Source organism: Flavobacterium psychrophilum, assembly GCA_001708385.1.
Lineage (GTDB): Bacteria > Bacteroidota > Bacteroidia > Flavobacteriales > Flavobacteriaceae > Flavobacterium > Flavobacterium psychrophilum_A.
Window position 1 is genome coordinate 3,305,490 of sequence record CP012388.1, and the last position, 25,937, is coordinate 3,331,426.

Consider the following 25,937-nt stretch of genomic DNA (forward strand, 5'->3'; position numbering starts at 1 on the left):
ATGACATCCAGACTGACCAGATAATAGACTGCTTTACCCACGGTTGTATTGGTTTCATAATTATTTCACCTTTTTATTATTGTTTCTTAGGTTCTTTTTTACGCGATACATAGCCAAATATGAGTCCGAATACCAGCCACACCGGTATGCTTACCAAAAGCTTCATAGGCTGAACGGCCTCACCATCAAATAAAGGGAATAACACATTAATCGCTACTACCATGAATAGTCCCCAGAACAATCCAAATTTCACCCAGTTTTTCATCCTATTGTTTTTTCGGTATTCTTTTGTTATTCCTGTTTAAGTAGCCACTAATAAGTCCAGAGGACATCCCTGTTTTAACCCACGGTTTCATAAAAAATCAGCTATAGATTGTTAACCCAAAGATAACCAATCTTTTTATGTTCCGCAAACAAAGCGGCGTTGTGCAATTGCCTAATTATCCTATCTTTGCGGCTTCAAAAAAATATTCATGATTACAATAGATGCGCTTTCGGTACAGTTTGGCGGTACCACACTTTTTAGTGATGTTTCATTCTCTATAAACGAAACCGACAAAATAGCCTTAATGGGTAAAAATGGTGCGGGAAAAAGTACATTGCTTAAAATTATAGCAGGAGTAAGTAAACCATCAACAGGAAATATTTCGGCACCCAAAGGTACTGTTATTGCTTACCTGCCACAGCACTTACTTACCGAAGATAACGCAACTGTAATTGAAGAAACATCTAAGGCCTTTGAAAGCATCTTTAAGATGAAGGCCGAAATTGATGCCCTTAATGAGGAGCTTACAGTGCGTACCGATTACGAATCGGATGAATACTATAAGATCATCGAAAAAGTATCTGAGCTTAGCGAGAAATTCTATTCTATTGAAGAAGTAAATTATGAAGCAGAGGTAGAAAAGGTACTTGTAGGTATGGGTTTTTCGCGTGACGATTTTAACCGCCCAACGTCAGAATTCAGCGGAGGCTGGAGGATGCGTATCGAGCTGGCTAAAATTCTGTTGCAAAAACCGGATCTTATCCTTTTGGATGAGCCTACCAACCACATGGATATTGAAAGTATACAGTGGCTTGAAGATTTCCTTATAAACAGTGCCAAAGCTGTAATGGTGATATCGCACGACAGGGCGTTTGTAGATAATATTACAACACGTACCATAGAGGTTACTATGGGAAGGATATACGATTACAAAGCAAAATACTCACACTATCTTGAGCTTCGTAAAGACCGTCGTGCCCACCAGCAAAAAGCGTATGATGAGCAGCAGAAGATGATTGCTGAAAACACAGAATTTATTGAGCGTTTTAAAGGAACATATTCTAAAACACTTCAGGTACAGTCGCGCGTAAAAATGCTTGAAAAACTGGAACTTGTCGAGGTTGACGAAGTAGATACATCGGCACTTAGGCTTAAGTTTCCGGCAGCGCCACGCTCAGGGCAGTATCCTTTAGTGGTTACAGAACTTTCTAAAGCCTACGGTGACCATGTGGTATTTAAAGATGCTTCTATGGTTATAGAACGCGGACAAAAACTTGCCTTTGTAGGTAAGAATGGTGAAGGTAAATCGACCATGATAAAAGCTATTATGGGAGAGATTGATTTTGAGGGTAAACTGGAGCTTGGGCATAACATTCAGGTTGGGTATTTTGCTCAGAACCAGGCGGCGATGCTTGACGAGAACCTGACTGTTTTTGAAACCATTGACCAAATTGCTGTTGGAGAAATTCGTACACAGATAAAAAACCTACTTGGTGCATTTATGTTTAGCGGTGATGATACTACTAAGAAAGTAAAAGTACTTTCAGGTGGAGAGAAAACACGTCTTGCCATGATAAAGCTATTGCTTGAGCCGGTTAACCTGCTTATTCTGGATGAGCCTACCAACCACCTTGATATGAAAACCAAAGATATTATTAAAGATGCCCTTAAGGCGTTTGATGGTACTGTGGTATTGGTATCTCACGACAGGGATTTCCTTAACGGACTTGTAACAAAAGTGTTTGAGTTTGGAAACAAACGCGTTAAAGAGCATTTTGAAGATATAAAAGGTTTCCTTGAACTTAAAAAGATGGAGAATCTTAGGGAAATAGAGAAAAATAATAAATTCCTGTATCATGCGTAAAACACTATATTTATTATTCGTCCTGTTTTATGGATGTGTTGTTTTTGCGCAGGATGGTAAACAGCTCCTTTTAAAAAAGGAGCTGTTTACGCAACAGAATGACTATCCGTTTATAAATCGCATAGTATATAAGGATAGTATAAATGTATATGCTATTACGTATTTAAGCGATGGGCTTAAAGTAAACGGTTATATGGTTACTCCAAAAGGCAGTGGGCCATATCCTGCTGTAATTGTGAATCGGGGAGGTAACCGCAATTTTGGAGCGTGGGATATAAGACAGGTTTATGTCCAGCTTGGAAGTATTGCAAAAGAAGGATTTGTAGTTATTGCGAGTCAGTATCGCGGTAATGGCGGAAGCGAGGGTAAGGAGCAATTTGGTGGTGACGATGTAAATGACATTGTTAACCTTATAGATGTTCTTGCCGGGGTAAAACAAGCCGATACGAGCCGTATTGGTATGTACGGTTGGAGCAGGGGAGGAATGATGACTTATCTTGCACTTACCAAAACCACTAAAATTAAAGCTGCTGCGGTTGGAGGCGCGCTAACAGATCTAAACGCAACCGATAGGCCTGAGATGGCAACGGTTTTTCAGGAGCTTATACCGGAGTATGCCTTGAATAAAAAAGATGCACTGGATAAACGCTCGGCAATACAATGGGTAAATAAATTACCTAAAAATGTACCAATACTCATAATGCATGGAACATCGGACTGGAGGGTTAAGCCCGAACAAAGCCTGAACATGGCACTTGAGTTTGAAAAATTACGGATACCGTACCGCCTGCTAATGTTCGAAGGAAGCGATCATGGTATAACAGAGCACAGGGACGAAGTAAACCTCCAGGTTATTAACTGGTTTAACAGATACCTTAAAAATAACGAACCTTTGCCCGATATGAACTATCATGGCAGATAAAATAACGAACTCCCTTTGGGAGTTTTTTTAATACCTGAATTTATCGGGCGTAATGCCAAATTCTTTTTTAAAGGCTTTTGTGAAATTCTGAACAAATTTGTAACCACACAGCATAGCGATATCAGAAATAGATTTATCGTTTTCCAAAAGCAGTTTTTTGGCATCGAGCATGCGTATATCTTTCAGGTAGCCAAAAACCGTAGTGCCGTATATCTCTTTAAATCCTTTTTTTAGTTTAAAATCATTTATGCCTGCCATTCGTGCCAACTCTATAAGTGAGAACGGATGCGCAAGGTTTTCATCCATGATAGATTTTACGCGATGAATTTTTTCTATATCATGTCGTTTTAACCAACTGTTGGCGTGGTACTCCATCTGCTCAAATTGTTCCAACTGAAGCATCAATAACTTTATGATTTTAGATTCCACAAACAGGCTTTTAAGTATGCCTTTTCTTTTACAGCCAATAATCTCTTGTATTATACTGTTCATTTCCGGAATGATAGACATATTGTCTTTCGCTAACATACTAAAATTTCTTGCCAGCATTGCTTTTTTGAAATCGTTCATTACCGGGTAAGCATCATTCACGAGGCTCAGAAAATAGCTTTCCGGAAAAATAATGTGCATTGAAAAAGTTGTTTCTTTTTCGTCGGGAGAACTTACAAGGTATTCTTTATCGGGGCAGAATATAAGGTTGTGCTGATTTCCCGATAAATGGTACTGAGAGCCATTTTTTGTTGTAAGGCATGAATTCCCTAAAACCAGGAAATGCATTTCGATTACAGGTACAGGAAATTCTATACCAATAAAATAATCTTTATTCAGGCGTACATCGCCGTAGCAAACATGAATGTTTTTAAATGTAATTTTTTTAAAAGCAACGTGCCCTTTTGCCGTATGGAAGTCTCTATCGGTCTCGTATATACCCGTGTTTTCACTGTTGAAGAGGTCTATTAAGAAGTTTTCTTCAATATTTAAACTGTCTGTCATGATGGCTTAAATAATCCTTTATTAATAATTTATAATCCTTTGCGAATAAAACGGGCTCTTTTTTATTGAGGATATTTGCGCAAATATTAGTATTATTTAGACTAAATACAAATAATTATTATTTAATTTTAAATTAACCAGAATTAATGAACACTTATTACCAGTTAAAACGGGGGAAAGATCAACTGAATCAGCTGATTATGACCTGTTTTGTTTTTATGTTTTTTTTGAGTGCCAGTGCCCAGCAATGGGAATATTTGGGCGATCAGGGCGGCGTCTCTGCCGGAGGTTCAAGCTATCAGAGTATAGCTAAAGACGTAGCAGGAAATATTTATATTTCTTATTACGATGTTGTGGCAACAAAAGGATCTGTTCAGAAGTACAATGGTACTTCATGGTCTTATGCGGGTGGAAGTGCCAGCATAACAGCGCAATATGCTACTTACAATTCACTATCTGCCGATGCTTTAGGTAATATATACCACACAAGCCAGGGAAGCGGCATGGAAGTTAGAAAATTTGATGGCACAGCATGGACTTCATTACCGGCTGTAACAAGCAGTACCGTTAACTTTCAGGCGAGTGTTGTAACAGCAAGCGGCGTTCTTGTAGCTGCAAACAACACAGGCAGCGGTACCGTAAAACGTTATGTAAACGGTGTATGGGAACAAATTGGTTCGGCAGGATTTGCAGGCGGTACGCCTTTCTATCTTGATATGGTAACCGGAACAGATAATACGATATATGTTAGTTATGTAAGTAACGGTAATATATATGTAATTAAGAATGATGTAAATGCACCAGAAACACAATCGTGGTCGCATGTTGGTGGGTTAGAAGGTATCGCACCGGCTACATCAAGCGAGCAGTTTCGTGCAGCAATGGCTATAGATGCCAATAACAATATTTTCATAGCGTATACATCAGTTACTTCAGCTGGTAATAAATTAAACGTAAAAAAATACAATGGCCTTGTATGGTCACAGGTAGGTGCTGAGAATTTTACAGATTACCGCGTGCATTATGTAAATATTGCAGCTAATGCTTCGGGTGTTCCGTATGTAATATTTTCAAATTATGAAAACAGTCCTAATAATGGCAACCAGGTGATGAAGTTTGATGGTTCATCATGGGAAGCTGTAGGTTCAAACCCTGTTTCGGCAGGTGAAGCAAAAGGAAACGTAATTCTTTTTGATAATGCCGGTAATCCTGTAATAGCATATGCAGATTCTTCTACGGGAAAAACCATGGTAAGAAGGTTTGTAGAAAACCCGACAGTGACACCTGTACAGAGTGTTACTGTAACTACCCAAAATAATGCAGCAGCACAAATTACACAAAATGCAGGCACGCTTCAACTGGTTGCGTCCATTCTTCCGGCAGCAGCAGGACAGGGTGTAACATGGACAATCACTCAGGGATCGGAATTTGCTACAATAAACGAGAACGGACTTGTAACTGCCACAGCAAACGGTACTGTTACTGTAACCGCTACTTCTGTACAGGATGCAACTAAGACCGGAACGATAACAATCACAATATCAAACCAGGTTATAACTGGCGATTTGATTACAGGTTTTAACCGTGATATTATTGCTAATGGTGTCGGCAACGCTTCCGACTCATCAGAACTTGGCCTTGACGAAGTAAACACAAGGGCTTTGGTGTCTTTAGACTTTAAAGCTACCGCAAACAGCGCAGCGCCAACGCGAGGATTACCTGCAAACGGAGTAATAAGCAGTGCAAATACTGCGGGTGTTGTTTATCAGCTGGCAAACTATACTGGGCCAAACGCGCTCTATCTTACACCTTCTTATGTAACGGGATCTATCAATACGGTAAACTCCGGTACATTATCATTCCAGGCACAGAACAAAGCAAAAGTATATATCTTGTACACGGCAGCAGGCGGTGGTTCATCTAACCTTACATATTCAGCTACAGTAAACTTTAGCGACGGAACTTCTCAGGCATCGACATTAACTGCTAATGACTGGTATTCAGGTTCAGGCTTTGCTATTAAAGGTATTGGCCGTGTAAACATGGCAAATAATAATCTTGAAGGCGATGCAGAAAACCCAAGGCTATACGAAAGCGTTATTACGCTCGAAACAGCAAACCAGACTAAAACGATAACAGGCGTTAGTTTCACATTTGCAGGAGATGCGTCTGCTGAATATGGTGACCAGATAAGGCTTGCAATTTTATCGCTTGCTACGGGCGAAGCTACATCAACTCCACCTGAAAGTGCTATATCGGTTGTAACTTCAAATAATGGCCCGGCTGTTATTACAGAGAACTCGGCAGAAATAGACTTTGATGCATACATGGGCGATGACTATGTTGGTGAAAATATTATAACCTGGTCTATAGTTTCGGGTACGGGTAATGCTAATGTAGATCAGTACGGAAAAGTTACAGCAGTAAGCAACGGTACGGTAATGGTAAGGGCAACCTTAATTTCAGATCCGTCTGTTTATGGCGAGCTAGAACTTACAATTTCGGGCCAGGTTGCAGGTTACTGCGAGGTTTATTTTATTAACGGATGTTCACCGGCGTCTATTAGTAATTTTTACACAACAGGAGGTTTTCCTAATATTAGTAATACTAGTTCGGGTTGTTTAAGTAGTAATGACCTTAGCGGGTATAGCGATTACACATCTACTGTTTTAGGAGCGACAAGAAACACAACAGTAACATTTAATTTTGAGTTTACTTCCGAGGCGGCATATGCACCGTTTCTTTCTGCATGGATAGACTGGAACCATGATTTTATATTCCAGGATAGTGAGAGAGTATTTGTATCACAAGATCAGGAAACAGATAATTACGTACAGTTTACAGCTACTGTACCTGCTAATGCTTCCCTTGGTCAAACAAGAATGCGTTTTAAAGCAGTTGGCGGTTGGGTAGGCTCAGGAGCATGTGGCTATAACTCATTCGGAGAAATAGAAGATTATACCATTACTATTCTTGATCAGGGAATTGTGCCTGAAATTACAATAGTGACACAGAACGATGCACCTGCTGCAATTACAACTAATGATGGCACACTTCAGTTAGTAGCAGACGTTACGCCTACACCTGCACCGGTACTATGGTCTGTTATAGCAGGAAACGTTTACGGCAGCGTAAGTGCTGACGGCCTTGTTACAGCATTAAACAACGGAACTATTACAGTTAGGGCAAGATTAGCTTCTGATACTTCAGTATATGATGATATTGAAGTTACTATCTCTAACCAGATAATACTTGTAGAGAGTCTTACGGTTTCAACATGGGATAATGTTCCGGCGGCTATTACAACTACCGATGGTACATTACAGCTTGTAGCTACTATACTTCCGGTAAATGCAGACAACAGCAATGTAACCTGGACAATTACCGAAGGTGCTGCCTTTGCAACTGTATCTTCAACAGGACTTGTAACGGCTACGGCTAACGGTACTGTAACAGTAAAAGCTACATCCGTAGAAAATGATGAGGTTTTTGATGATATTGAGATCGAAATTTCAAACCAGTATGTTGCTGTAACAGGTATTACTGTTTCAGTTAAAGATGCAGCAGCAGCAACTATAACAACAAATGAGGGCACACTTCAGCTTGTAACTGTAATTGCACCTGTTGATGCGTTAGATAAAGAAGTAACCTGGACAATTGTTAGCGGAAGCGAATTTGCTACTGTTGACGCAAACGGACTAGTAACAGCTTCAGCCAACGGAACAGTTACGGTAAGGGCTACCTCTCAGGATAATGATACGCTATATGATGAAATTGACATTGTAATCTCTAACCAGTATGTTGCGGTAACTGCAATTGCAGTTTCGGTTAAAGATGATGCAGCGGCAGTTATTACAACTGCGGAAGGTACACTTCAGCTTGAAGCTGCAATCACACCAAACGATGCTACAAATGCAGATGTAACATGGTCTATTGTCAGCGGAAGTGAATTTGCTACTGTTGATGCAAACGGACTAGTAACAGCTATCGCTAACGGTACAGTTACAGTTAGGGCTACATCTGTAGATACAACTACATTGTTCAATGAAATTGACATTGTAATCTCTAACCAGCATATTGCGGTTACAGCAATTGCAGTTTCGGTTAAAGATAATGCAGCGGCAACTATTACAACTAATGAGGGCACGCTTCAGCTTGAAGCTGCGATCACGCCAAATGATGCTACAGAAACAGATGTTACTTGGACTATTATCAGCGGAAGCGAATTTGCTACCGTTGATGCGAACGGCCTTGTAACAGCTATCGCTAACGGTACAGTTACAGTTAGGGCTACATCTGTAGATACAACTACATTGTTCGATGAAATTGATGTTGTAATCTCTAACCAGTATGTTGCGGTAACTGCACTTACAGTTTCGGTTAAAGATGATGCAGCGGCAGTTATTACAACTGCGGAAGGTACACTTCAGCTTGAAGCTACGATAGTTCCGGCAGATACTACAAATGCAGATGTCACTTGGAGTATTGTCAGCGGAAGCGAATTTGCTACTGTTAATGCAAACGGTCTTGTAACAGCTATCGCTAACGGTACAGTTACGATAAGGGCTACATCTCAGGATGATGCCACACTATTTGACGATATTGAAATACTAATCAGCGGGCAGACATTAGGCACTGACGATTTTGAAACTTCGAAATTTGCAATGTACCCTAACCCGTCTCATGGTGAAGTAACAATTAGCTCTTCTGAAACAGTACAGCAGATAGTTATCTTTAATTTGATAGGACAAAAAGTGTATGAAGGTAAAGGAACTACTATTGATCTTTCAGGTAAAGAAGATGGAGTTTACCTGGTACAGGCAACATTTGAAGATGGTGCTGTAACTACACAGAAACTTATTAAAAAGTAATTTCTTTTTCACATATCCATATTTATCCAAAAAAGGCAGAAGTATACTACTTCTGCCTTTTTCTTTTATAGTTTCCGGGTTTGTTTTTCCTTCCACTTTTCCCAACCCAATATATCTTTACGTATATCTTTCTCCCAGTCATTGCCAAACTTTTCAGCGAGGTGATTTAGTACGTGTACATTGTACTCTGAGTAGTCACTAAGCGATGGAGGGGGAGTACAACCAAAGTCATGGTACGCTATGTTATAGTTGGCAACAAATTCAGCATCCTTGTCAGTAACTCTGGACGCGATACCACCAATAAAGTACAATTGAATTTTATCATTCTCCAGATCACGCTGAAACTTTTGTTCAGGTGTTTGCTTTGTAGTTTGCGCATATCCAGATGTAGAAACGATAAATAAAAGAAGCATTAATATTCTCATAATAATGTAATTTGATGATTAGTATGGTTCGTGGCTAGACAATTACTGTTTAACCATATCTGTCAGTCGTACAAATTCTGCTCTGTAACCTTCCGGATCATATTGCAAGCCTTGTTTTGCAAGTGCTTTTATCTCGTCAGTTTTTTTGTTGGGAACGAGTTGTGAATCCCTTAATTTCAGTCCAAACCACGCGACCGCAGCCGAGAATTTAAAATCGCCCGATGTGTTTTGAAGCGGTAACGGATCGTTTGGAATCACTTTTACGATCTCAGTACTTTTATCTTCATTAGGTTTTTTAGACCGGAACTTAATTGTTGCCAACTCGTCGTTGTATTGATTAGCCGTGCCTGTAGGCTGACTGTATTTCAGGTTGGTAGCAGGGGTAAAGTAACCACTTTTTATACCGATCGGTATAATTTCATAAAGTGCCGTTACAGTATGCCCGCTGCCAAGCTCTCCGGCATCAATCGCATCGTTAGTAAAGTCTTCATCACGAAGTTTACGGTTCTCATAACCGATTAATCGGTACGATTGTACATGTTTCGGGTTAAACTCAATCTGAATCTTAACATCTTTGGCGATAGCATACATAGAACCTTTAAATTCCTTGTTGAGGTAACGGTTTGCTTCCTGCATGTTATCTATATAGGCATAGTTACCGTTGCCTTTGTCGGCAAGCACTTCAATTTTAGAATCTTTATAGTTTCCCATTCCGTAGCCAAGGCAGGTAAGGAAAACTCCGCTTTTGCGTTTCTCTTTAATAAGCTGCTGCATGTCTTTGTCAGAAGATGCACCTACATTAAAGTCGCCATCGGTCGCCAGTATAACACGGTTGTTCCCACCTTTTATAAAGTTTTCCTGAGCCGTTTTGTAGGCTAGTTCTATACCTTCGCCGCCGGCAGTGCTTCCGCCTGCGCTTAGTTTGTCCAGTGCGGCATATATTTTATCTTTTTCATCTCCCCCGGTAGAAGGCAGTACCAATCCTGCCGAACCTGCGTAAACCACAATAGAAATCCTGTCTTTATCGCGCATTTGTTTAATCAAAAGCTTAATAGATTCCCTAAGCAAAGGCAGCTTGTTTTCTTCGTTCATTGATCCCGAAACATCAATAAGAAAAACAAAGTTGGAAGCAGGAAGTTTATCATCAGGAATTATTTTTCCCTGAAGCCCTATCTTCAAAAGTTTGTGTTGCGGATTCCACGGTGCGTTGCTGTATTCCGTGTTTATCGAAAACGGCTCATTACCTGTAGGCTGCGGATATTGGTACTTAAAAAAGTTGATTATCTCTTCCACACGAACCGCGTCTTTAGGTACCGGCTGTCCGTTGTTAAGAAAACGTCTAATGTTGGTGTAAGATGCATTATCTACATCTATAGAAAAAGTAGAAAGTGGGGCAGTAGCAGGATTTTCAAACGGGTTCTCTACAAACGATTCATATTCTTCCTGGTTTACCTCTAGAGGTTCAGGGGCTACAGGTTGAAATTGTTCGGGATGTTCTTTTAAAAGCTTTCTCTGTTCTTTATGGAATCGTTTAAGGTCTTTCTTAACCTTTTTAGAAAACTCTTTTTTTATCTTTATAATTATAACCCCATTAATACCTCTATTGCCATATATTGATATAACTCCGGCATCCTTAAGAACACTTACAGATTCTATGTAATCGGGATTTATTATACTGAATGATTCTTTACCTAAAGGTACACCATCAACAACATAGAGAGGTTCCGGGTTACCATTTATAGAGCCAAAACACCTCATAACTACGGTACTATTAGCACCCGGCTGACCCGCGCCTGTTGTAACTTCTAATCCGGGCACTTGTCCGTTTAGCGTTTTTATAAAATTGGCGTTTGGCCTGCCTTTAATTGTTTTTCCCACACTATTTGTGTCTCCATCTCTATATGTACGAGAAGGTGTACTAAGATATCCGAGAGTGTTGGTGTTACTAGTCGACGCTATTTCTTGCTTTTTTGCCCTTCTTCTTTCTTTTCTTGAAGTAGTTCCGTATCCCATAACAACAACTTCATCAAGTGTTGTAATGTCATCTTTAAGCTTAAAATCTACTTTGTCTTTGCGTTTACCCAACGTTACTTTTTCAGACTGCATGCCTACATAAGTAGCTATAAGTCTTTCGCCTTCTTTAGCATCGATTATGTAATTACCATCAAAGTCGGTTGTCGCTATTTTAGTAGTGCCCTCAATTATAACCTTTGCTCCTGGAAGTGGCATTCCCTGGTTATCTGTAATTACCCCTGTAAACTGCTTTTTATCTGTAATTGCAGGTTTTGCAGTTTCAACATATGCTGTAGTTTCTACTGTTGTTTTTTCTTTATCCATCTCACCGTAAGGATCGGCAACCGGAGTTACAGCTACTGTCTCTTCACTACTTGGTGCTAAGGCATACGATTCAACCATAGGTAGTTCTTCAGTAGCCTGACTTCTTGCGGGAGCAGTTGCCGCAGAAGTGATGGTTTTACTCCTTTGACGTAACGATTTTATTGTTTCATTCGTAACAACCTCTTCCTTTTCTGTAGCTTTTGTCCGATCAAAAGTCTCCTTTACTTTCTGTGTATCAACAACAGTAACATTATTTTCGGGAATAGAATCAGGTGTAACTATCGGGGTGTTCTTTTCATTGGTAAGCATAAAGAAACCAATACTCATGAATAACAGAAATACAGCTGCCATTCCGGTATATTTCCACCAGGCGGCAATAGTGCGTTGTTTTTTGTTATCCAGCTTTTCTTCAACGCGGTTCCACACCGCGTCCATGCGTGCAAAGCCCTTGTCTTCGGCTTTACCGGCTGCGTCTTTAAATATTTTATCTTGATTTTCCATGACTGTTCTCGTTTTGGTAATAAACATTGTTTACTAGTTCTTTCAGCTTGCTGCGGGAGACGTTTAATTGTGATTTGGATGTTCCCTCAGAAATATTCAGCATGGTAGCAATTTCTTTGTGTGAGTAGCCTTCTATGGCGAACAGGTTAAATACTGTCCTGCAGCCTTCGGGCAGATAGGTAAGCAGCTTTAGCAGGTCCTCTTCCTCAAGCCCGGCCGATTGGGCTTCGGATGGTTCTGTGCCACGGCTCATGTCTTCAATATAGATATTGAAGTTTACATTCTTTTTAAGGCTCATCAGGCATTGGTTCACTGCAATTTTGCGTGCCCAGGCCTCAAACGCCTTAATTTCTTTAAGTTGGTCAAGTTTAGTAAAGATAGTGTAGAAGGCATCGGCCACTGCCTCTTCTATCTCTTCCTCGCTTTTCAGGTACCTCTTGCAAGTATGGTAAAGTTTAGGAGCCATAAGCTCATACACCTGTCTCTGGGAGTCCCGGTGCATTTTCCTGCATGCTGTTATGAGTTTTTCGTCTATCACAATTCGTCTCTTTGTGTATATAGATTAGAAAACTTCTGAAAAGGTTGGGAGGGGAGTGAAAAAAAGTTTGCAGTATTTAGTCGCAGTTTGCAGTAGTTTCGCGGAACTACTGCAAACTGTGATTGCAACTGATGACTATTTATCAAGTGTAAGCTTATAAATGTCAGATGCTTTTGCATCGCTGTCGGTGTCCTCACACAGCAGGAACTCCAGCGATTTGTCATTCTTTTTGTAAAGAGTAATGCCTTCAAATTTATTCTTAGTCGAAATTATCTTTGTAAATTCAACTTCCATAGATTCGGTATCCATTCGGCCGACAAGAGTTCCCGCCACTTCGCCATCTTTATAGGTTGAGGTTGTTTTTTCGGCAGCAGCCAAAAAATAAAGTTTGCCATCTACCAGTGTGGCATCGGTAAAGCTTGCAGGTGCGCCGTTTATTTTGGGTAGCTGCACGTCGTTATATACAAACTGAAATGAAGTTTCGTTAATGTCGCCGTCTAATGTAAAAACAGCATTTTTACCCTGCGGGCCATTACCACGGTTAAATAAATACCAGGTATTGCCATCATTTACGGCAGCTTCTATGTTGAAGTTTTCAGGAGTTATGCCGCCGAAATCCTGCATAGCAAGGTAAAGGTCGGTTGCATCTATAGGCGGATATACTTTTTTGGACTGCGCGTCGATATGCAGAATCGTGTTTCGCTTATCGGTAGAGCCCGAACCGAAAAGATAGATCTCATCACCCATTGCGGTAATGGCTTCAAAGTCGGCTTTTTCTTTTTTGGGTACATTTTCAAGCGGACCTGTATAACCCTGCGGTTCAACATTGATCTTCTCGAGTTTTTTATCAGTAAGGCTGTAATTATACAGCATGTGTGCATTATCTGAAACCAGGTATAATGATGTACCATTAAATAACAGTCCGGAAGCCGAGCCTATGCCTATGATGCGGAAAAGGAGTTCCAATTGAAACTTTTGCATAATATTATGTTTTTGTAAAAAAAGCCCTAATGTTTAATGCTTATATTTATATAAAGATAAATCAATTCTCGATGAAAGCAATAGACACCGAAGATTTTAAAGTAACCGGCAATTTTGATATAATCAAAGCGCCATCCCTTATAGATACTGAGACTTCTGAAAAAAAAGTACACAAGGCTCTTAAAGAAGAAAGCAAAAAACTTGGTAAGCTACAGGACAAAATGTATGCCAACAACCGTTACAGTGTATTGGTTTGCCTTCAGGGAATGGATACGTCTGGAAAGGACAGCCTTATACGCGAAGTCTTCAGGCGTTTTAATGCAAGGGGTGTAAATGTATACAGTTTTAAAACACCATCGGCAGCCGAACTGGAACACGATTATCTTTGGAGGCATTATATTGCGTTGCCCGAAAAAGGCAAGTTTGCCGTGTTTAACCGTTCGCATTACGAGAATGTGCTTATTACGCGTGTGCATCCTGAATTTATCCTGAATGAAAACCTGCCGGGCATAAGCACTGTAGAAGAAATTCCGGAGAAAATATGGGAGGAACGCTATGAGCAGATCAATAACTTCGAAAAGCACATTACCCAAAACGGAACCATAGTGTTTAAATTTTTCCTTCACCTAAGTAAAGAAGAACAAAAGCAGCGATTACTTAGAAGGCTGAACAAAGAAAAACACAACTGGAAATTTGCTCCGTCTGACCTGGACGAAAGGCAATATTGGGATGATTACCAAAAGTATTATGAAGAGGCTATAAATGCAACATCAAAAAAACATGCACCCTGGTATGTAATTCCGGCTGATAATAAAGAAACCGCACGCTACCTGATAGCAAAAACCATTTTTGATACCCTTAAAAAATATGAGGATATTAAAGAGCCGGCTGTAGATGAAGAAGTTTTAGAGAATATTTCACTATATAAGGATAAGCTGCAAAATGAGAAGTAGTTTTATCTGACAATATCCCAGTCATCTACAAGATAATTATTCCACAATCCTTTGCGTAATCTGAGCCTTATGTGTTTTTTAGTGGACGATTCCGCGAGAAGGTGTTGTATGTAATTCCTGCTTACCCTTATCCTTTCTTTTTTACCTTGGAAATGAAATTTGATACTAGGTTTGGATTTTTTGCCTGAGCTCTTATGAAATTCATCTACCGGAAGTATAACGGTTTGTGGAATTTCGTTTTTAGCGGTGTAATAATTAGCGCATTCCCAGGTAACATTTGTTATTAGTCCCAGTGTTATATACGAACCAATAGCAACAGCAACAAACAGTATAACTACGGCACCTGCTTTCTTACGTTTACTGTTCAATTGCGTGAAATTATCAATATTGAATAATTTTTTCCGGTAAACAAAACACAAAGCAATACCGACAATTACTGGAAGTATATGAACTAATACTAGTTGTTTTACATCATATCCTATAGTAAATGGTTTAAATTTGAAAAAAGCTACAAAAGCAATAAAAAAGCCTATAAAAATATAGTAGTTGAGATTCTCTTTAAAACTCTTTTTTCTTTTAAATACTTTTTGCCGTTGTCTTCTTTCTGCTTTGGATGGTTTCACCGTAAAATTTTCACGAAAGATATATAATTTTCGCTTTCGCTGAAATCTATTCCTCGAGTAAATCCTGAAGCTCTTCTTGGCTAAGGCAAATGCCGATATTTTCTACTTTTTCGTTTTCATCTTCGGCACCGTCTATAAAATAAATAGGTATTTGTGCAGTAAGTTTTCGCTTTCTAATACTGTCGGCAGTCATTCGCCCATGCGAAGGTTTGGTTGCATAATTTACCACAATGGCATCGGGCTTAAGTGTTCCGGTTTTGCGGAAAGCTTCGGCGCCATCTGCAAGTTCAGTTCCAACAACGCTTGCCTTCTTTTTGCAGTAATCTATAAGCGGTGTTGTTTGTTCTTTAGACCAGTCAATAATAAATAATTTCATGGTTAATGTGTTGGGTATTATAAAAGTAAAAAACCTGCAGTTAATATCCGCAGGTTTTTACAAAGGTTAGTTTTTGAACTCAGGTTATATATAAGATCGTTATAGTCTAAAGCCGTAAGCAAGACGTAGTGCAATCTGGTCTGCGTGAAAATCATTCATACCTTCGTAACGAACGCTCACGTCAAAATATTTGTTAGCATAACCAATACCCGGAGACCAAAGGAATGTAGTTTCGTCATAATCGTTAGTTACAGCAAAACCCGCACCTACTTCACCAAGTACATAAAAACGGTTCTCCCAGACAAAAGCTTTAAAACCTGCTTTTACAGGGATGAATCCAAGATCCGGCACATTGTCTTCACCAAAAAGGTGAGTATACCCTGTTGTTAGCGTAACAGATGTACGCTGAGTAAAATCGTATTGCAACCTTACATCGCCACCAAGAGCCAGGTTAAAATAATCGCCTGTTGTAGGCCCAACGTTAACACCAAAACCAAGTCGGAATCCTTGCTCGTAATTTTCCACCGCTGTTTCTAATGAGGTCGTTCCATCTTGAGCAAATGCTGCGCCGCCAAATGTCACCATTGCTGCCAGTAAAAGTCCTTTTAATTTAGTTGCAATTTTCATCGTCTTCTCTTTTGAATTGTTAGTGAAACAAAATTAACACGCAGTTCTTGTTAAAAAGCACAACAAATAGTTAATTAAATATAAATAATTCACAAAATTAAGATTTAATTATCTTAAATACTTGACTTATAGATTTTTACATATGTAAATTTTAAAACAAAAGCTTCGGAGTATCTTTGCAAAAAAATTAAGAAGTGACTTTATCGGTTTATACAAAAGAATTTGGTGCAAATATCCGCCTGGCATATCCTGTAATAGTAGGAATGTTGGGACATACTCTTATTAGCCTGGTAGATAATATTATGGTAGGAAGGCTTGGTTCAACAGAGCTTGCTGCTGTTTCTTTGGGAAATAGCCTTGTCTTTATTGCTATGTCTGCGGGTATAGGATTTTCAACGGCTATTACACCAATAGTTGCTCAAGGTGATGCTGCAAAAGATACGGCAACCGTGCGCTCTGCTTTTCATCACGGCTTATTACTATGTACTATTTTAGGTATATGTCTCTTCGGGGTGGTAGCTCTTGCAAAACCGCTAATGCATTTAATGCATCAGCCAAAAGAAGTAATTGAACTTGCAGCACCGTATATCGACTGGGTGGCATTTTCGTTGTTGCCAATGGTAATATTTCAGGGTTACAAGCAGTTTGCCGATGGTATGTCGTTAACCAAATATGCTATGTATGCTGTTATAGTGTCAAACATTATTCACGTATTTATCAATTATATGCTGATATATGGTATATGGATATTTCCAAAAATGGGAATTATAGGTGCAGCATTAGGTACAGTTATTTCGCGTTTATTCCTGGTGGTGTATATGCATATATCGCTTTCACGTAATAATAAAGTAACCCAGTACTTTCAGAATTTTAGTTTTAGCGAAATAAAAAAGCCGATGCTGAAGAAGATCACTTCACTCGGACTTCCTTCATCTATGCAAATGCTTTTTGAAGTGGCGTTGTTTACAGCTGCTGTATGGCTTTCGGGTTCATTAGGTAAAACCAACCAAGCGGCAAATCAAATTGCTTTGAGCCTTGCATCGATGACTTTCATGTTTGCTATGGGGCTTAGTGTTGCTGCAATGGTAAGGGTTGGTAACCAAAAGGGACTAAAAGATTATAAGAACCTGCAAATTGTGGCGCGCTCTATATTTTTACTGGCAATTATAATAGAAATTGGCTTTGCGCTGATGTTTATTGCATTACATAAGTACCTGCCGCATTTTTTCCTGAATATGGAGAATGTATCGCAGCTGACAGATAATTCCGAAGTTATTAATATTGCATCTACATTGCTTATTGTTGCTGCTGTATTCCAGATTAGCGACGGTATTCAGGTGGTTGTATTGGGCGCGCTTCGCGGACTTCAGGATGTAAAAATGCCAACAATTATTACCTTTGTTGCATATTGGGTAGTTGGTTTTCCTATATCTTTTTATCTTGGTATTTATACCGACTTAAAAGCTACCGGAATCTGGATAGGATTACTTGCCGGGCTTACTGTGGCTGCATTATTTTTGTATCTTCGCTTTAATTATTTAACGAACAAGATGATAATTTCAGCTGACAGCGATCAGTCACAGTTGGCAGAATAAATACCTGGAATTGTTGTCATTCTGAGTGCAGCGCAGCGGGATCGAAGAATCCCCGAGATTTCTCCACTCCATTGCATTCCGGTCGAAATGACGCAGAATTTAAAATTTACGACTTTAAAACTTAAGACTATATATGATGGAATTACCAAAATTTGTACTTGGAGATAATACTGATTATCCGGACGATATCTTTATTATTCATTTAGATTATCCTCGTTTTATCATCAACCTTAAAGATGATGAGGTAGAATTTATGGAAGAACCGGAAGATCTTGACGAAAACGAACTGAACACAGAGATGGAGGGCCTTATTGAGGCTGCCAACAATTTCTACGACAGGGAAATGGAGCGTTACGAAGCGCAATAGCAGTATGTCTTTGGAAGAGGAAATATATTTTGAGATAAAAGATGCAGGAGGCTATTTACGTGTAGTACCTGTAAAATTGGGTTATACTGAAAAAGATTGGGGTATTACTATAATCGATGTTAATGTCATTGTTAATGCGTTTCCCTTTAATTGTAATGCAGGTGTAAAGTTTACACTTGAGGATTTTATCGGACTGTATGATGATTTGGAAAAATTGAACAATGACTTTTCTGCCTCTCTTAAATTTTCAAATTTTGAATACGATCTACAATTTAGTATACAGGGAGATTCTATTGGACAATTTACAACTAATATACAGGTTTTTGGAGGTAGATTTAATTCTCAACTAGATTTCGAACTAAGGTTTGATCAGAGTCATATCAGCGAAATGCTTAGACAATTATATACAATAATTAAAAAGTTTAAGACTGTTTAAAATACTTTTCCAATAAAATAGTGGCGGCTGCAAAAGGCGATATTTCGTTATTTTGCACCGCTTTTTTATTTTGTTCCAGTAGGGCAGCAATATCTTCGCGGGAATAAAAATTACTTTTCAGTTGTTCGTTAATTGTTTCGGTAAGCCAATAGCTATTTTGCTCGCTTCGGCGAATGCCAAAAAATCCGTTGGGTTTGGTAAGGTCAAAATAATCATTAATGGTATCACAGACTTCGGCAATGCCATCATGCGTCACCGCGCTACAGGTAGTTACTTTTGGCTGCCATCCCGAGCTTTTAGCCGGAAATAAATGCAGGGCACGGTTAAATTCTGTCTTCGCTAATTTAGCCCTTTTAATATTGTCGCCATCGGCTTTATTAATAACGATAAGGTCGGCCATTTCCATGATGCCACGTTTTATACCCTGAAGCTCGTCACCCGCTCCCGAAATCTTTAAGAGCAAAAAGAAATCTACCATACTGTGTACTGCGGTTTCACTTTGGCCAACACCAACGGTTTCTATAATAATGGTATCAAAACCACAGGCCTCACATAAAATGATAGCCTCACGTGTTTTGCGTGCTACACCCCCTAAAGTGTCTCCGGAGGCAGAAGGGCGTATGTAAGCATTCTCATCTTTAACCAATTCTCCCATACGGGTTTTGTCGCCCAGTATGCTTCCGTGCGATAACGAACTACTGGGGTCAACGGCAAGTACGGCAACCTTTCGTCCTAAAGCTGTAAGGTGTTTGCCAAAAGCTTCTATAAATGTACTTTTACCCACACCCGGTACACCCGTAATGCCAATACGAACTGACTTATCCGCATGCGGAAGGCACTGCGTAATAACGTTGTTCGCTTTTTCAAGATGCTTCGGGTTGGTGCTTTCTACAAGGGTAATAGCGCGACTAAGTGCTGTTTTATCACCCGCCAGTATGCCATCTACCAGTTCTTGCGCAGAAGGCTGCTTTTTCCTGAGACGGGTTACATGTTCTATAGATGCCCTGCTAACGCTCTCAGGACGGCTTATACCGTCTACTTCATGCAGTGCTGTTTTTTGGGCTTTTGGCTTATCCACGGTACTTGATTAGAGAAGTAAAATTAAGGTTTTTCCGTTATTTTACAGTCACTAATTACACGAATTAAAAAACCCTTACAGAAAACAATCTATAAGGGCCTTGAAATAGTTTTGATTAAGAGTAGGAGTGAGAACCTTAAACTCTAAGCCTTAAACAAAATTAATATGCTGCTGTAAACCTTTGCTGATGGTGTTTTGGGGTTTCAACTTCGTCTGCCAAAACAACTGCTACGTCTTCGCCCGAAAGTATACTACGGTTGTTTTCGTCAAACACAGGGTTTTCAAGTCCAAGACGATATTTGCCTGTACGACCCGTTGTGATTCCGGGATGCATTTCGAATGCTGGGCTGAAAAATACCCAGTCAAGATCTTTTTCTTCCTTAATGATGTTAAGGTAATCTCTAGCGGCAGATGCACCCGGATAAATATCTTTAGGGAAATCAGGTCCGTCAACAGCTTGTACACCCGGAGCAACAAATAAGCTTCCTGCGCCACCTACAGTAATATAACGTTTAACACCCGATTGTTTTACACCGTTTTGTAACGATGCAGAGCCCTTCATGAAATCATCATAAATGTTAGGGTTTGTCCATCCCGGGTTGTAAGCGCTAACAACAGCGTCGTGCCCTTTAAGTATGTCTGCAATGGCAGCAGTATCAAAAATATCTGCTTTTACAGTTTTTACATTTGCAGGAACATCGTCAGATGGGTTTCTTGCAATTGCAGTAATTTCATGTCCGCGGTTAGCGAATTCTTTAACTAACAGAGAGCCTAAAAATCCTGTGGCTCCAATAATGGCTACTTTCATAAGTGGTAAATTTAATGTAACTAAAAATGTTACAGTTTTATATAAAAAATTTTAAAAGTCTTTTGTAAATTCGAGCAGGGAGATCTTCTCCAACTGACCGCCTATATTCTGGTTGATGTCTTTATAAAGCATATCAAGATTTTGGTTGATGTTTTTACCAACCGGGCATTTTGGGTTAGGGTCGTTCTTAGAATAGCCAAGGTTCACCGAATCGAACGTCATGCAAAAAACGTCTTTCAGGGTAATTTCCTGTGCAGGTTTTAAGAGTTTAGTGCCACCATATTTGCCTTCGCGGCTTTCTACCATGTTGTGCTTTTTAAGGTTGGCAATTTCTTTACGAACCAATACGGCATTGATATTCATGCTGCCCGCCAAAAACTCTGACGACAGGTACTCATCCGGAAACTTGGAAAGAAGGCTAAGGATGTGCAGCGTTATAGCAAATTTGCCTGATATCATACTGTAACAATTTCTGTTACAAATATACTCAAGATTTTTTTATCTGCAACTATTTATTGCAATTGCTTTAAAACCTGAGTATTGAAGGTGTATATATTTCTCCTCTATTTATTGGGTGTTTGCCAATTGAACCGTAAATTTGAAACATTCACTTTATCCTGATATTGTAATGGATAGCATTATACTCATTTTTGTGTGCCTTTTAGCAGGTGTGGGGCTGCAACGTGTAAAAACAATTCCGGCGAATGCCCATGCTGCCCTTAACCAATTTGTAATTTATATCTCGCTGCCGGCACTGGCGCTGTACTATATTCCTAAAATAGCCATCAGTTCGAAGCTGCTATATCCTTTGGGTGTGGCATGGATAGGCTTTTTATTGGCGTGGGTTTTTTTTGCAGGTTTGGGCAATTGGTTAGGCTGGCCTAAGAAACTTATCGGCTGCCTGGTAGTAACTGCAGGTTTGGGTAACACATCGTTTATCGGGTTTCCTGTAATTGAAGCGCTCTACGGGCGAAAAGGTTTGGAAACCGCCATAATTGTAGACCAGCCCGGCACTTTTGTAGTTATGGCTACCTTAGGAATTATTGTGGCTGCGGCCTATTCTAAAGAGGTAGCAGGAGCATCGGGTATTTTGAGAAAAATATTGGTGTTTCCACCTTTTTTGGCCTTTTCCGCAGGGGCAATAATGAATGTGTGCGGCTACGATTTTATTGCCGCTATTCAGCCGGTATTTCAAAAACTGGGTGGTACTGTAACTCCCGTAGCCCTTGTAGCGGTTGGGTTGCAGCTTAAGATACAATTACGAAGCAGGCATTGGGGTTTTCTTACCCTTGGGCTTTTCTATAAACTGCTGCTTATGCCTGCGGTATTCTTTATACTTTATAAAACTGTATTAGGCGGAAAAGGAATTGAAATTGATGTCGCTATTATGGAAGCCGCTATGGCACCAATGATAACTGCCGCAATACTGGCATCGGCACACGGATTAAAACCAAGGCTTGCCGGTATGATGATAGGTATCGGTATTCCATTGGCTTTTCTATCGCTTGCCTTATGGTATTACATTCTTCAAATTGGTTAGAAATGAACTGCTTATTAAATTTAACTCAAAACGATTACTGTAATAGTTTTTGGTTTGGGAGTTAAGGCTTAATTTTGCAGCTCTCTTTTCAATACCATTACAATGAGCGAAGAAGTTAAAGGCAGCATAAAGACAGAAGTAGTTCAAAAAACAGTATACTCAATACTTTTTTCTGTTGCCATAGCACATATGCTAAACGACCTGTTGCAGGCAGTTATACCTGCAGTATACCCAATACTTAAAGATAAATATAACTTTACGTTTACACAAATAGGCCTTATAACATTTGCCTATCAGCTTGCCGCATCGATATTACAACCATTTGTTGGTTTTTACACCGATAAAAATCCGCAGCCTTATTCTAAAATATACGGAATGCTGTTTACACTTTCTGGTATTATTTTACTATCCTATGCAGCCAGTTTCGGGTGGATATTAGCATCGGTGGTTTTGGTAGGTATTGGTTCGTCAATTTTTCACCCCGAAGCCTCAAGGGTTTCTTTTCTTGCATCAGGTGGGAAGAGGGGACTGGCACAATCCATATTCCAGATCGGCGGTAACACAGGTACGGCTATAGGTCCGCTGTTAATTGCGTGGATCGTAGTGCCAAACGACCAGCATTACATTATATGGTTTGGTATAGTTGCGCTTATAGCTATTGCTGTATTATGGCGTATAGGTAACTGGTATCACGACCACTTAAATATTAATAGGGGTATTAAAAAAGAAATTGTATTGCCGGATCTTTCACAGCGGAGAATAGCGATTTCAGTAGTCATCCTGTTAGTGCTTATCTTCTCCAAATATTTTTACGTAGCGAGTATAACAAGTTATTATACATTTTACCTTATTGATAAATTTAACTTAACAGTACAGGATGCTCAATACCACTTGTTCCTGTTTCTTCTGGCACTGGCAATAGGTACTTTGCTTGGCGGGCCGCTTGGCGATAAATTTGGGCGTAAGTATGTAATATGGTTTTCGGTGCTTGGTGTTGCGCCTTTTGCATTGCTATTGCCGTATGCCGACCTGTTCTGGACGACTATATTATCTATCATAATAGGTACACTGCTTGCCTCGGCTTTTCCTGCTATTCTTGTATATGCACAGGAGCTGCTCCCTAAAAAACTGGGTATGGTGTCGGGGCTGTTTTATGGTTTTGCCTTTGGTATGGGTGGTCTCGGTGCTGCACTTTTAGGCTATCTTGCTGAAGAAACAAGTATCAACTATGTATACGATATTTGTGCTTATTTGCCGCTGATAGGCGTTATTGCTGTGTTTTTACCTAACCTTAAAAAGAAAAAAGCCTGATAGTTTACATATTTTTAACCGTAGATCGTGGCATATTTCCTAACTTTAGGGAATAAACCAAAATCTATACATTATGTCAACGAAAAAATGGGCGATTGACCCTGCACATTCTGAAATACAATTTAAAGTAAAACACCTAGTTATATCTACGGTTACAGGATCTTTCGGCGAATTTAGCGGCGAGGCTTCTACACCGGAAGATACTTTTGAAGGCGGAGAAATATCGGTTACTATAAAAGCAGCGAGCATAAGCACAAACAACGATCAGCGCGACGGACATCTAAGAAGCCCAGAGTTTTTTGAATCGGATTCTTTCCCTGAAATCACTATAAAAACAACATCTATTAAACAGGTTGATGGCGATGAGTATGCTATTGCAGCAGAACTTACCATGAAAGGTGTTACTAAAACTATTGAGTTTAAAGGAGAATATGGGGGAGAGGCTACAGATGGTTATGGAAACCAGAAAGTAGGACTTGAGGTTACAGGTAAATTAAACCGTAAAGACTTTGGCCTGAACTGGAATGCAGTTGTAGAAGGTGGTGGGCTAACAGTGAGCGAAGAGGTTAAGCTTGTTGCTAACCTGCAATTTATTCAGCAATAGCCATGTGGATTTTTGATACATCCAGAGATAAAAAGCTTTATCATACAGGCCTTTTTATCTTGCGTGCTGTGGTAGGCTGTTTTATGCTAAGCCACGGTATACAAAAATGGACAATGTTGTTTTCTGCAACGGGAGCCGAAGGCTTTCCCGATCCGCTTGGAGTGGGAGCTAATGCCTCACTAGCATTGGCAGTATTTGCAGAAGTGGCTTGTTCCGGATTACTCATTATAGGACTATGTACCCGTATTGTTGTGATACCGCTTATCATAACAATGTTTGTTGCAGTTTTTGTAGTTCATGCCCACGATGGCTTTGGAAAGCAGGAACTCGGTGGTTTATACCTTACAATTTATGTATTACTCCTTATTACAGGCAGCGGTAAATATTCTATAGATCATTTTATCCATAAAAAGACACGTAAAAGAGTGTATTCCTAAGCCTAAATTATAGTATTTTTGAAACGTTTATACGCTGAAAAGATACTCATGGAAAATATAACAATACCACAGGAAATGACTGCCCAACTTGAAAAGATAGTAGGGCAGTCATTTCTTTTTTTAGATGAAGCCACCCGTAAACACTACGGTCACGATGAAACGGAAGATTATAACTTTCCGCCATCGGTAGTCGTAAAGCCGGGTACTACACAGGAAGTTTCCGAAATTATGAAGCTCGCTACACAATATAAAATTCCTGTTGTACCCATTGGTGGGCGTACCGGCCTTAGTGGTGGGGCACTAAGCATCTATGGTGGTATTGGGCTTTCTATGGAACGTTTCAATAAGATCGAGATAGATGAAAATAACCTTCAGGGTATTGTAGAGCCGGCGGTAATTACACAGGTTTTTCGTGAGGCAGCTTTTGAAAAAGGGCTTTTTTATCCGCCCGATCCCAGCAGCCAGGGTAGCTGTACAATTGGCGGAAACGTAGCAGAAAATGCCGGGGGAGCACGTGCCCTTAAATACGGAGTTACCAAAGACTATGTGTTAAACCTGGAAGTGGTTTTGCCTTCCGGCGAAATTATATGGACGGGTGCCAACACGCTAAAAAATTCTACAGGGTACAACCTTACGCAATTAATGGTGGGTAGTGAAGGTACACTGGGTGTCATCACTAAAATCGTAATGAAGCTGCTGCCTAAAAACTCGCATAACATACTTATGTTAGTTCCTTTCTTTAAGGCAGGGCAGGCTTGTGAAGCGGTTGCCGAGATTTTCAGGGCAGGAGTAGTACCAAGCGCTCTTGAGTTTATGGAGCGCGATGCTATAGACTGGACATTAAAATATGTAGATGGTGTTAGCCTTACTATTAAAGATAATGTTGAAGCGCACCTTTTAATTGAAGTTGATGGCAATTATCCCGATATGCTTTTTGCAGAAGCAGAAAAAATTATGGGGGTACTGGAGCGATTTGAAATTGATGATATTCTTTTTGCAGATACCGAAGACCAGAAGAATGCGCTATGGAAAATGCGTCGCGCAGTAGGCGAGGCAGTAAAAGCGAATTCAATTTACAAAGAAGAAGATACAGTTGTCCCGAGATATGAGTTGCCAACACTTTTAGCAGGTATAAAAGCAGCAGGTAAAAAATACGGATTTCAATCGGTTTGTTATGGTCATGCGGGAGACGGTAACCTGCACGTAAACATAATTAAAGGCGATATGAGCGACGAAAACTGGCAAACAGAAGTGCCTAAAGGTATTCGTGAAATATTCGAGCTTACGGTCTCTCTTAAAGGAACACTTTCGGGAGAGCATGGTATTGGTTATGTTCAGAAAAATTATATGGATATTGCTTTTAACGCAACACAGCTTCAGCTTATGAAAAGCATTAAAAATATATTCGATCCCAATAATATACTTAATCCGGGTAAAATACTTCCGGATAATTTATAATTCTAAATAATCTAAAGGATTAGTACG

General features: G+C 39.8%; 20 protein-coding genes and 3 pseudogenes. 12 read left to right on the forward strand and 11 right to left on the reverse strand.

Annotated elements, in window-relative coordinates:
- The first annotated feature begins 473 nt into the window (after positions 1-473).
- Both ALW18_14590 and ALW18_14595 read left to right on the forward strand, forming a co-directional pair.
- Entirely contained in the window at positions 474-2,129 is a 1,656-nt protein-coding gene (locus tag ALW18_14590) for a glycosyl transferase family 2 (protein ID AOE53638.1), read from the forward strand.
- Positions 2,130-2,268: 139 nt separating this feature from the next.
- A pseudogene (locus tag ALW18_14595) lies at positions 2,269-3,051 on the forward strand (hypothetical protein).
- A 27-nt stretch (positions 3,052-3,078) separates the two neighbouring features.
- Here the strand turns inward: ALW18_14595 and ALW18_14600 are convergent.
- Positions 3,079-3,930, reverse strand: a pseudogene (locus ALW18_14600) (hypothetical protein).
- Positions 3,931-8,396: 4,466 nt separating this feature from the next.
- On the opposite strand from ALW18_14600, the pseudogene ALW18_14605 reads away from it, so the two are divergent.
- Positions 8,397-8,624, forward strand: a pseudogene (locus tag ALW18_14605) (hypothetical protein).
- A gap of 356 nt (positions 8,625-8,980) precedes the next feature.
- Here the strand turns inward: ALW18_14605 and ALW18_14610 are convergent.
- The 4 genes from ALW18_14610 to ALW18_14625 all read right to left on the reverse strand — a co-directional run bounded on the left by ALW18_14610 (position 8,981) and on the right by ALW18_14625 (position 13,697).
- Positions 8,981-9,328 (reverse strand): hypothetical protein, encoded by a 348-nt coding sequence (locus tag ALW18_14610; GenBank protein ID AOE53639.1) that lies wholly within the window; start codon positions 9,326-9,328, stop codon positions 8,981-8,983.
- A gap of 54 nt (positions 9,329-9,382) precedes the next feature.
- A complete protein-coding gene (locus ALW18_14615; GenBank protein AOE54432.1) occupies positions 9,383-11,617 on the reverse strand; it encodes a hypothetical protein in 2,235 nt (744 codons plus the stop codon).
- A gap of 544 nt (positions 11,618-12,161) precedes the next feature.
- Entirely contained in the window at positions 12,162-12,680 is a 519-nt protein-coding gene (locus ALW18_14620) for an RNA polymerase subunit sigma-24 (GenBank protein AOE53640.1), read from the reverse strand.
- Between the two features lie 171 nt (positions 12,681-12,851).
- Entirely contained in the window at positions 12,852-13,697 is an 846-nt protein-coding gene (locus tag ALW18_14625; protein AOE53641.1) for a hypothetical protein, read from the reverse strand.
- A 71-nt stretch (positions 13,698-13,768) separates the two neighbouring features.
- On the opposite strand from ALW18_14625, the gene ALW18_14630 reads away from it, so the two are divergent.
- Positions 13,769-14,650, forward strand: coding sequence for a phosphate:nucleotide phosphotransferase (locus ALW18_14630; GenBank protein ID AOE54433.1), 882 nt, complete (start codon positions 13,769-13,771; stop codon positions 14,648-14,650).
- Positions 14,651-14,652: 2 nt separating this feature from the next.
- Here the strand turns inward: ALW18_14630 and ALW18_14635 are convergent, their stop codons facing one another.
- The 3 genes from ALW18_14635 to ALW18_14645 form a co-directional block, all read right to left on the reverse strand.
- Complete coding sequence (locus ALW18_14635) at positions 14,653-15,273, reverse strand: hypothetical protein (GenBank protein AOE53642.1); 621 nt, start codon at positions 15,271-15,273, stop codon at positions 14,653-14,655.
- 46 nt (positions 15,274-15,319) lie between these two features.
- Positions 15,320-15,649 carry a hypothetical protein gene (locus tag ALW18_14640; protein ID AOE53643.1) on the reverse strand — a complete coding sequence of 110 codons (330 nt, stop codon included), beginning with the start codon at positions 15,647-15,649 and terminating at the stop codon, positions 15,320-15,322.
- A gap of 99 nt (positions 15,650-15,748) precedes the next feature.
- Entirely contained in the window at positions 15,749-16,234 is a 486-nt protein-coding gene (locus ALW18_14645; protein AOE54434.1) for a hypothetical protein, read from the reverse strand.
- A gap of 236 nt (positions 16,235-16,470) precedes the next feature.
- Here ALW18_14645 and ALW18_14650 point away from each other — a divergent pair, with 236 nt between their 5' ends.
- From ALW18_14650 to ALW18_14660, 3 genes are all read left to right on the forward strand, one after another.
- Positions 16,471-17,871 carry a multidrug transporter gene (locus ALW18_14650; protein AOE53644.1) on the forward strand — a complete coding sequence of 467 codons (1,401 nt, stop codon included), beginning with the start codon at positions 16,471-16,473 and terminating at the stop codon, positions 17,869-17,871.
- Positions 17,872-18,007: 136 nt separating this feature from the next.
- Positions 18,008-18,238, forward strand: a complete 231-nt coding sequence (locus ALW18_14655) for a hypothetical protein (GenBank protein ID AOE53645.1) — start codon at positions 18,008-18,010, stop codon at positions 18,236-18,238.
- Between the two features lie 4 nt (positions 18,239-18,242).
- Positions 18,243-18,674 (forward strand): hypothetical protein, encoded by a 432-nt coding sequence (locus ALW18_14660; protein ID AOE53646.1) that lies wholly within the window; start codon positions 18,243-18,245, stop codon positions 18,672-18,674.
- On the opposite strand, the gene ALW18_14665 is transcribed toward ALW18_14660, so the two are convergent.
- The 3 genes from ALW18_14665 to ALW18_14675 form a co-directional block, all read right to left on the reverse strand.
- Positions 18,661-19,752, reverse strand: a complete 1,092-nt coding sequence (locus tag ALW18_14665; GenBank protein ID AOE53647.1) for a protein kinase — start codon at positions 19,750-19,752, stop codon at positions 18,661-18,663. The two genes, ALW18_14660 and ALW18_14665, sit on opposite strands and share 14 nt — an antisense overlap.
- Before the next feature lie 160 nt (positions 19,753-19,912).
- Complete coding sequence (locus ALW18_14670; GenBank protein AOE53648.1) at positions 19,913-20,560, reverse strand: histidine kinase; 648 nt, start codon at positions 20,558-20,560, stop codon at positions 19,913-19,915.
- Positions 20,561-20,611: 51 nt separating this feature from the next.
- The gene (locus ALW18_14675) at positions 20,612-21,019 is read right to left on the reverse strand and encodes an Rrf2 family transcriptional regulator (protein ID AOE53649.1); all 408 of its coding nucleotides are present in this window, start codon (positions 21,017-21,019) and stop codon (positions 20,612-20,614) included.
- 169 nt (positions 21,020-21,188) lie between these two features.
- Between ALW18_14675 and ALW18_14680 the strand changes: the two genes are divergently transcribed.
- The 5 genes from ALW18_14680 to ALW18_14700 all read left to right on the forward strand — a co-directional run bounded on the left by ALW18_14680 (position 21,189) and on the right by ALW18_14700 (position 25,910).
- Entirely contained in the window at positions 21,189-22,100 is a 912-nt protein-coding gene (locus ALW18_14680; GenBank protein ID AOE53650.1) for a transporter, read from the forward strand.
- A gap of 102 nt (positions 22,101-22,202) precedes the next feature.
- Complete coding sequence (locus tag ALW18_14685; protein ID AOE53651.1) at positions 22,203-23,411, forward strand: Fosmidomycin resistance protein; 1,209 nt, start codon at positions 22,203-22,205, stop codon at positions 23,409-23,411.
- A gap of 73 nt (positions 23,412-23,484) precedes the next feature.
- A complete protein-coding gene (locus ALW18_14690) occupies positions 23,485-24,015 on the forward strand; it encodes a hypothetical protein (GenBank protein ID AOE53652.1) in 531 nt (176 codons plus the stop codon).
- A gap of 2 nt (positions 24,016-24,017) precedes the next feature.
- Positions 24,018-24,452, forward strand: coding sequence for a DoxX family protein (locus ALW18_14695; protein ID AOE53653.1), 435 nt, complete (start codon positions 24,018-24,020; stop codon positions 24,450-24,452).
- Between the two features lie 48 nt (positions 24,453-24,500).
- Positions 24,501-25,910 (forward strand): dehydrogenase, encoded by a 1,410-nt coding sequence (locus ALW18_14700; protein ID AOE53654.1) that lies wholly within the window; start codon positions 24,501-24,503, stop codon positions 25,908-25,910.
- The last annotated feature ends 27 nt before the right edge of the window (positions 25,911-25,937 follow it).

Coding starts and splice junctions, on each gene's coding strand:
- ALW18_14655 (AOE53645.1), top strand. CDS start 18,008: ATGGAATTACCAAAATTTGTACTTGGAGATAATACTGATTATCCGGAC.
- ALW18_14660 (AOE53646.1), top strand. CDS start 18,243: ATGTCTTTGGAAGAGGAAATATATTTTGAGATAAAAGATGCAGGAGGC.
- ALW18_14690 (AOE53652.1), top strand. CDS start 23,485: ATGTCAACGAAAAAATGGGCGATTGACCCTGCACATTCTGAAATACAA.
- ALW18_14680 (AOE53650.1), top strand. CDS start 21,189: ATGGATAGCATTATACTCATTTTTGTGTGCCTTTTAGCAGGTGTGGGG.
- ALW18_14610 (AOE53639.1), bottom strand. CDS start 9,328: ATGCTTCTTTTATTTATCGTTTCTACATCTGGATATGCGCAAACTACA.
- ALW18_14590 (AOE53638.1), top strand. CDS start 474: ATGATTACAATAGATGCGCTTTCGGTACAGTTTGGCGGTACCACACTT.
- ALW18_14670 (AOE53648.1), bottom strand. CDS start 20,560: ATGAAAGTAGCCATTATTGGAGCCACAGGATTTTTAGGCTCTCTGTTA.
- ALW18_14625 (AOE53641.1), bottom strand. CDS start 13,697: ATGCAAAAGTTTCAATTGGAACTCCTTTTCCGCATCATAGGCATAGGC.
- ALW18_14640 (AOE53643.1), bottom strand. CDS start 15,649: ATGAAATTATTTATTATTGACTGGTCTAAAGAACAAACAACACCGCTT.
- ALW18_14630 (AOE54433.1), top strand. CDS start 13,769: ATGAAAGCAATAGACACCGAAGATTTTAAAGTAACCGGCAATTTTGAT.
- ALW18_14685 (AOE53651.1), top strand. CDS start 22,203: ATGAGCGAAGAAGTTAAAGGCAGCATAAAGACAGAAGTAGTTCAAAAA.
- ALW18_14695 (AOE53653.1), top strand. CDS start 24,018: ATGTGGATTTTTGATACATCCAGAGATAAAAAGCTTTATCATACAGGC.
- ALW18_14675 (AOE53649.1), bottom strand. CDS start 21,019: ATGATATCAGGCAAATTTGCTATAACGCTGCACATCCTTAGCCTTCTT.
- ALW18_14700 (AOE53654.1), top strand. CDS start 24,501: ATGGAAAATATAACAATACCACAGGAAATGACTGCCCAACTTGAAAAG.
- ALW18_14645 (AOE54434.1), bottom strand. CDS start 16,234: ATGGTGACATTTGGCGGCGCAGCATTTGCTCAAGATGGAACGACCTCA.
- ALW18_14620 (AOE53640.1), bottom strand. CDS start 12,680: ATGCACCGGGACTCCCAGAGACAGGTGTATGAGCTTATGGCTCCTAAA.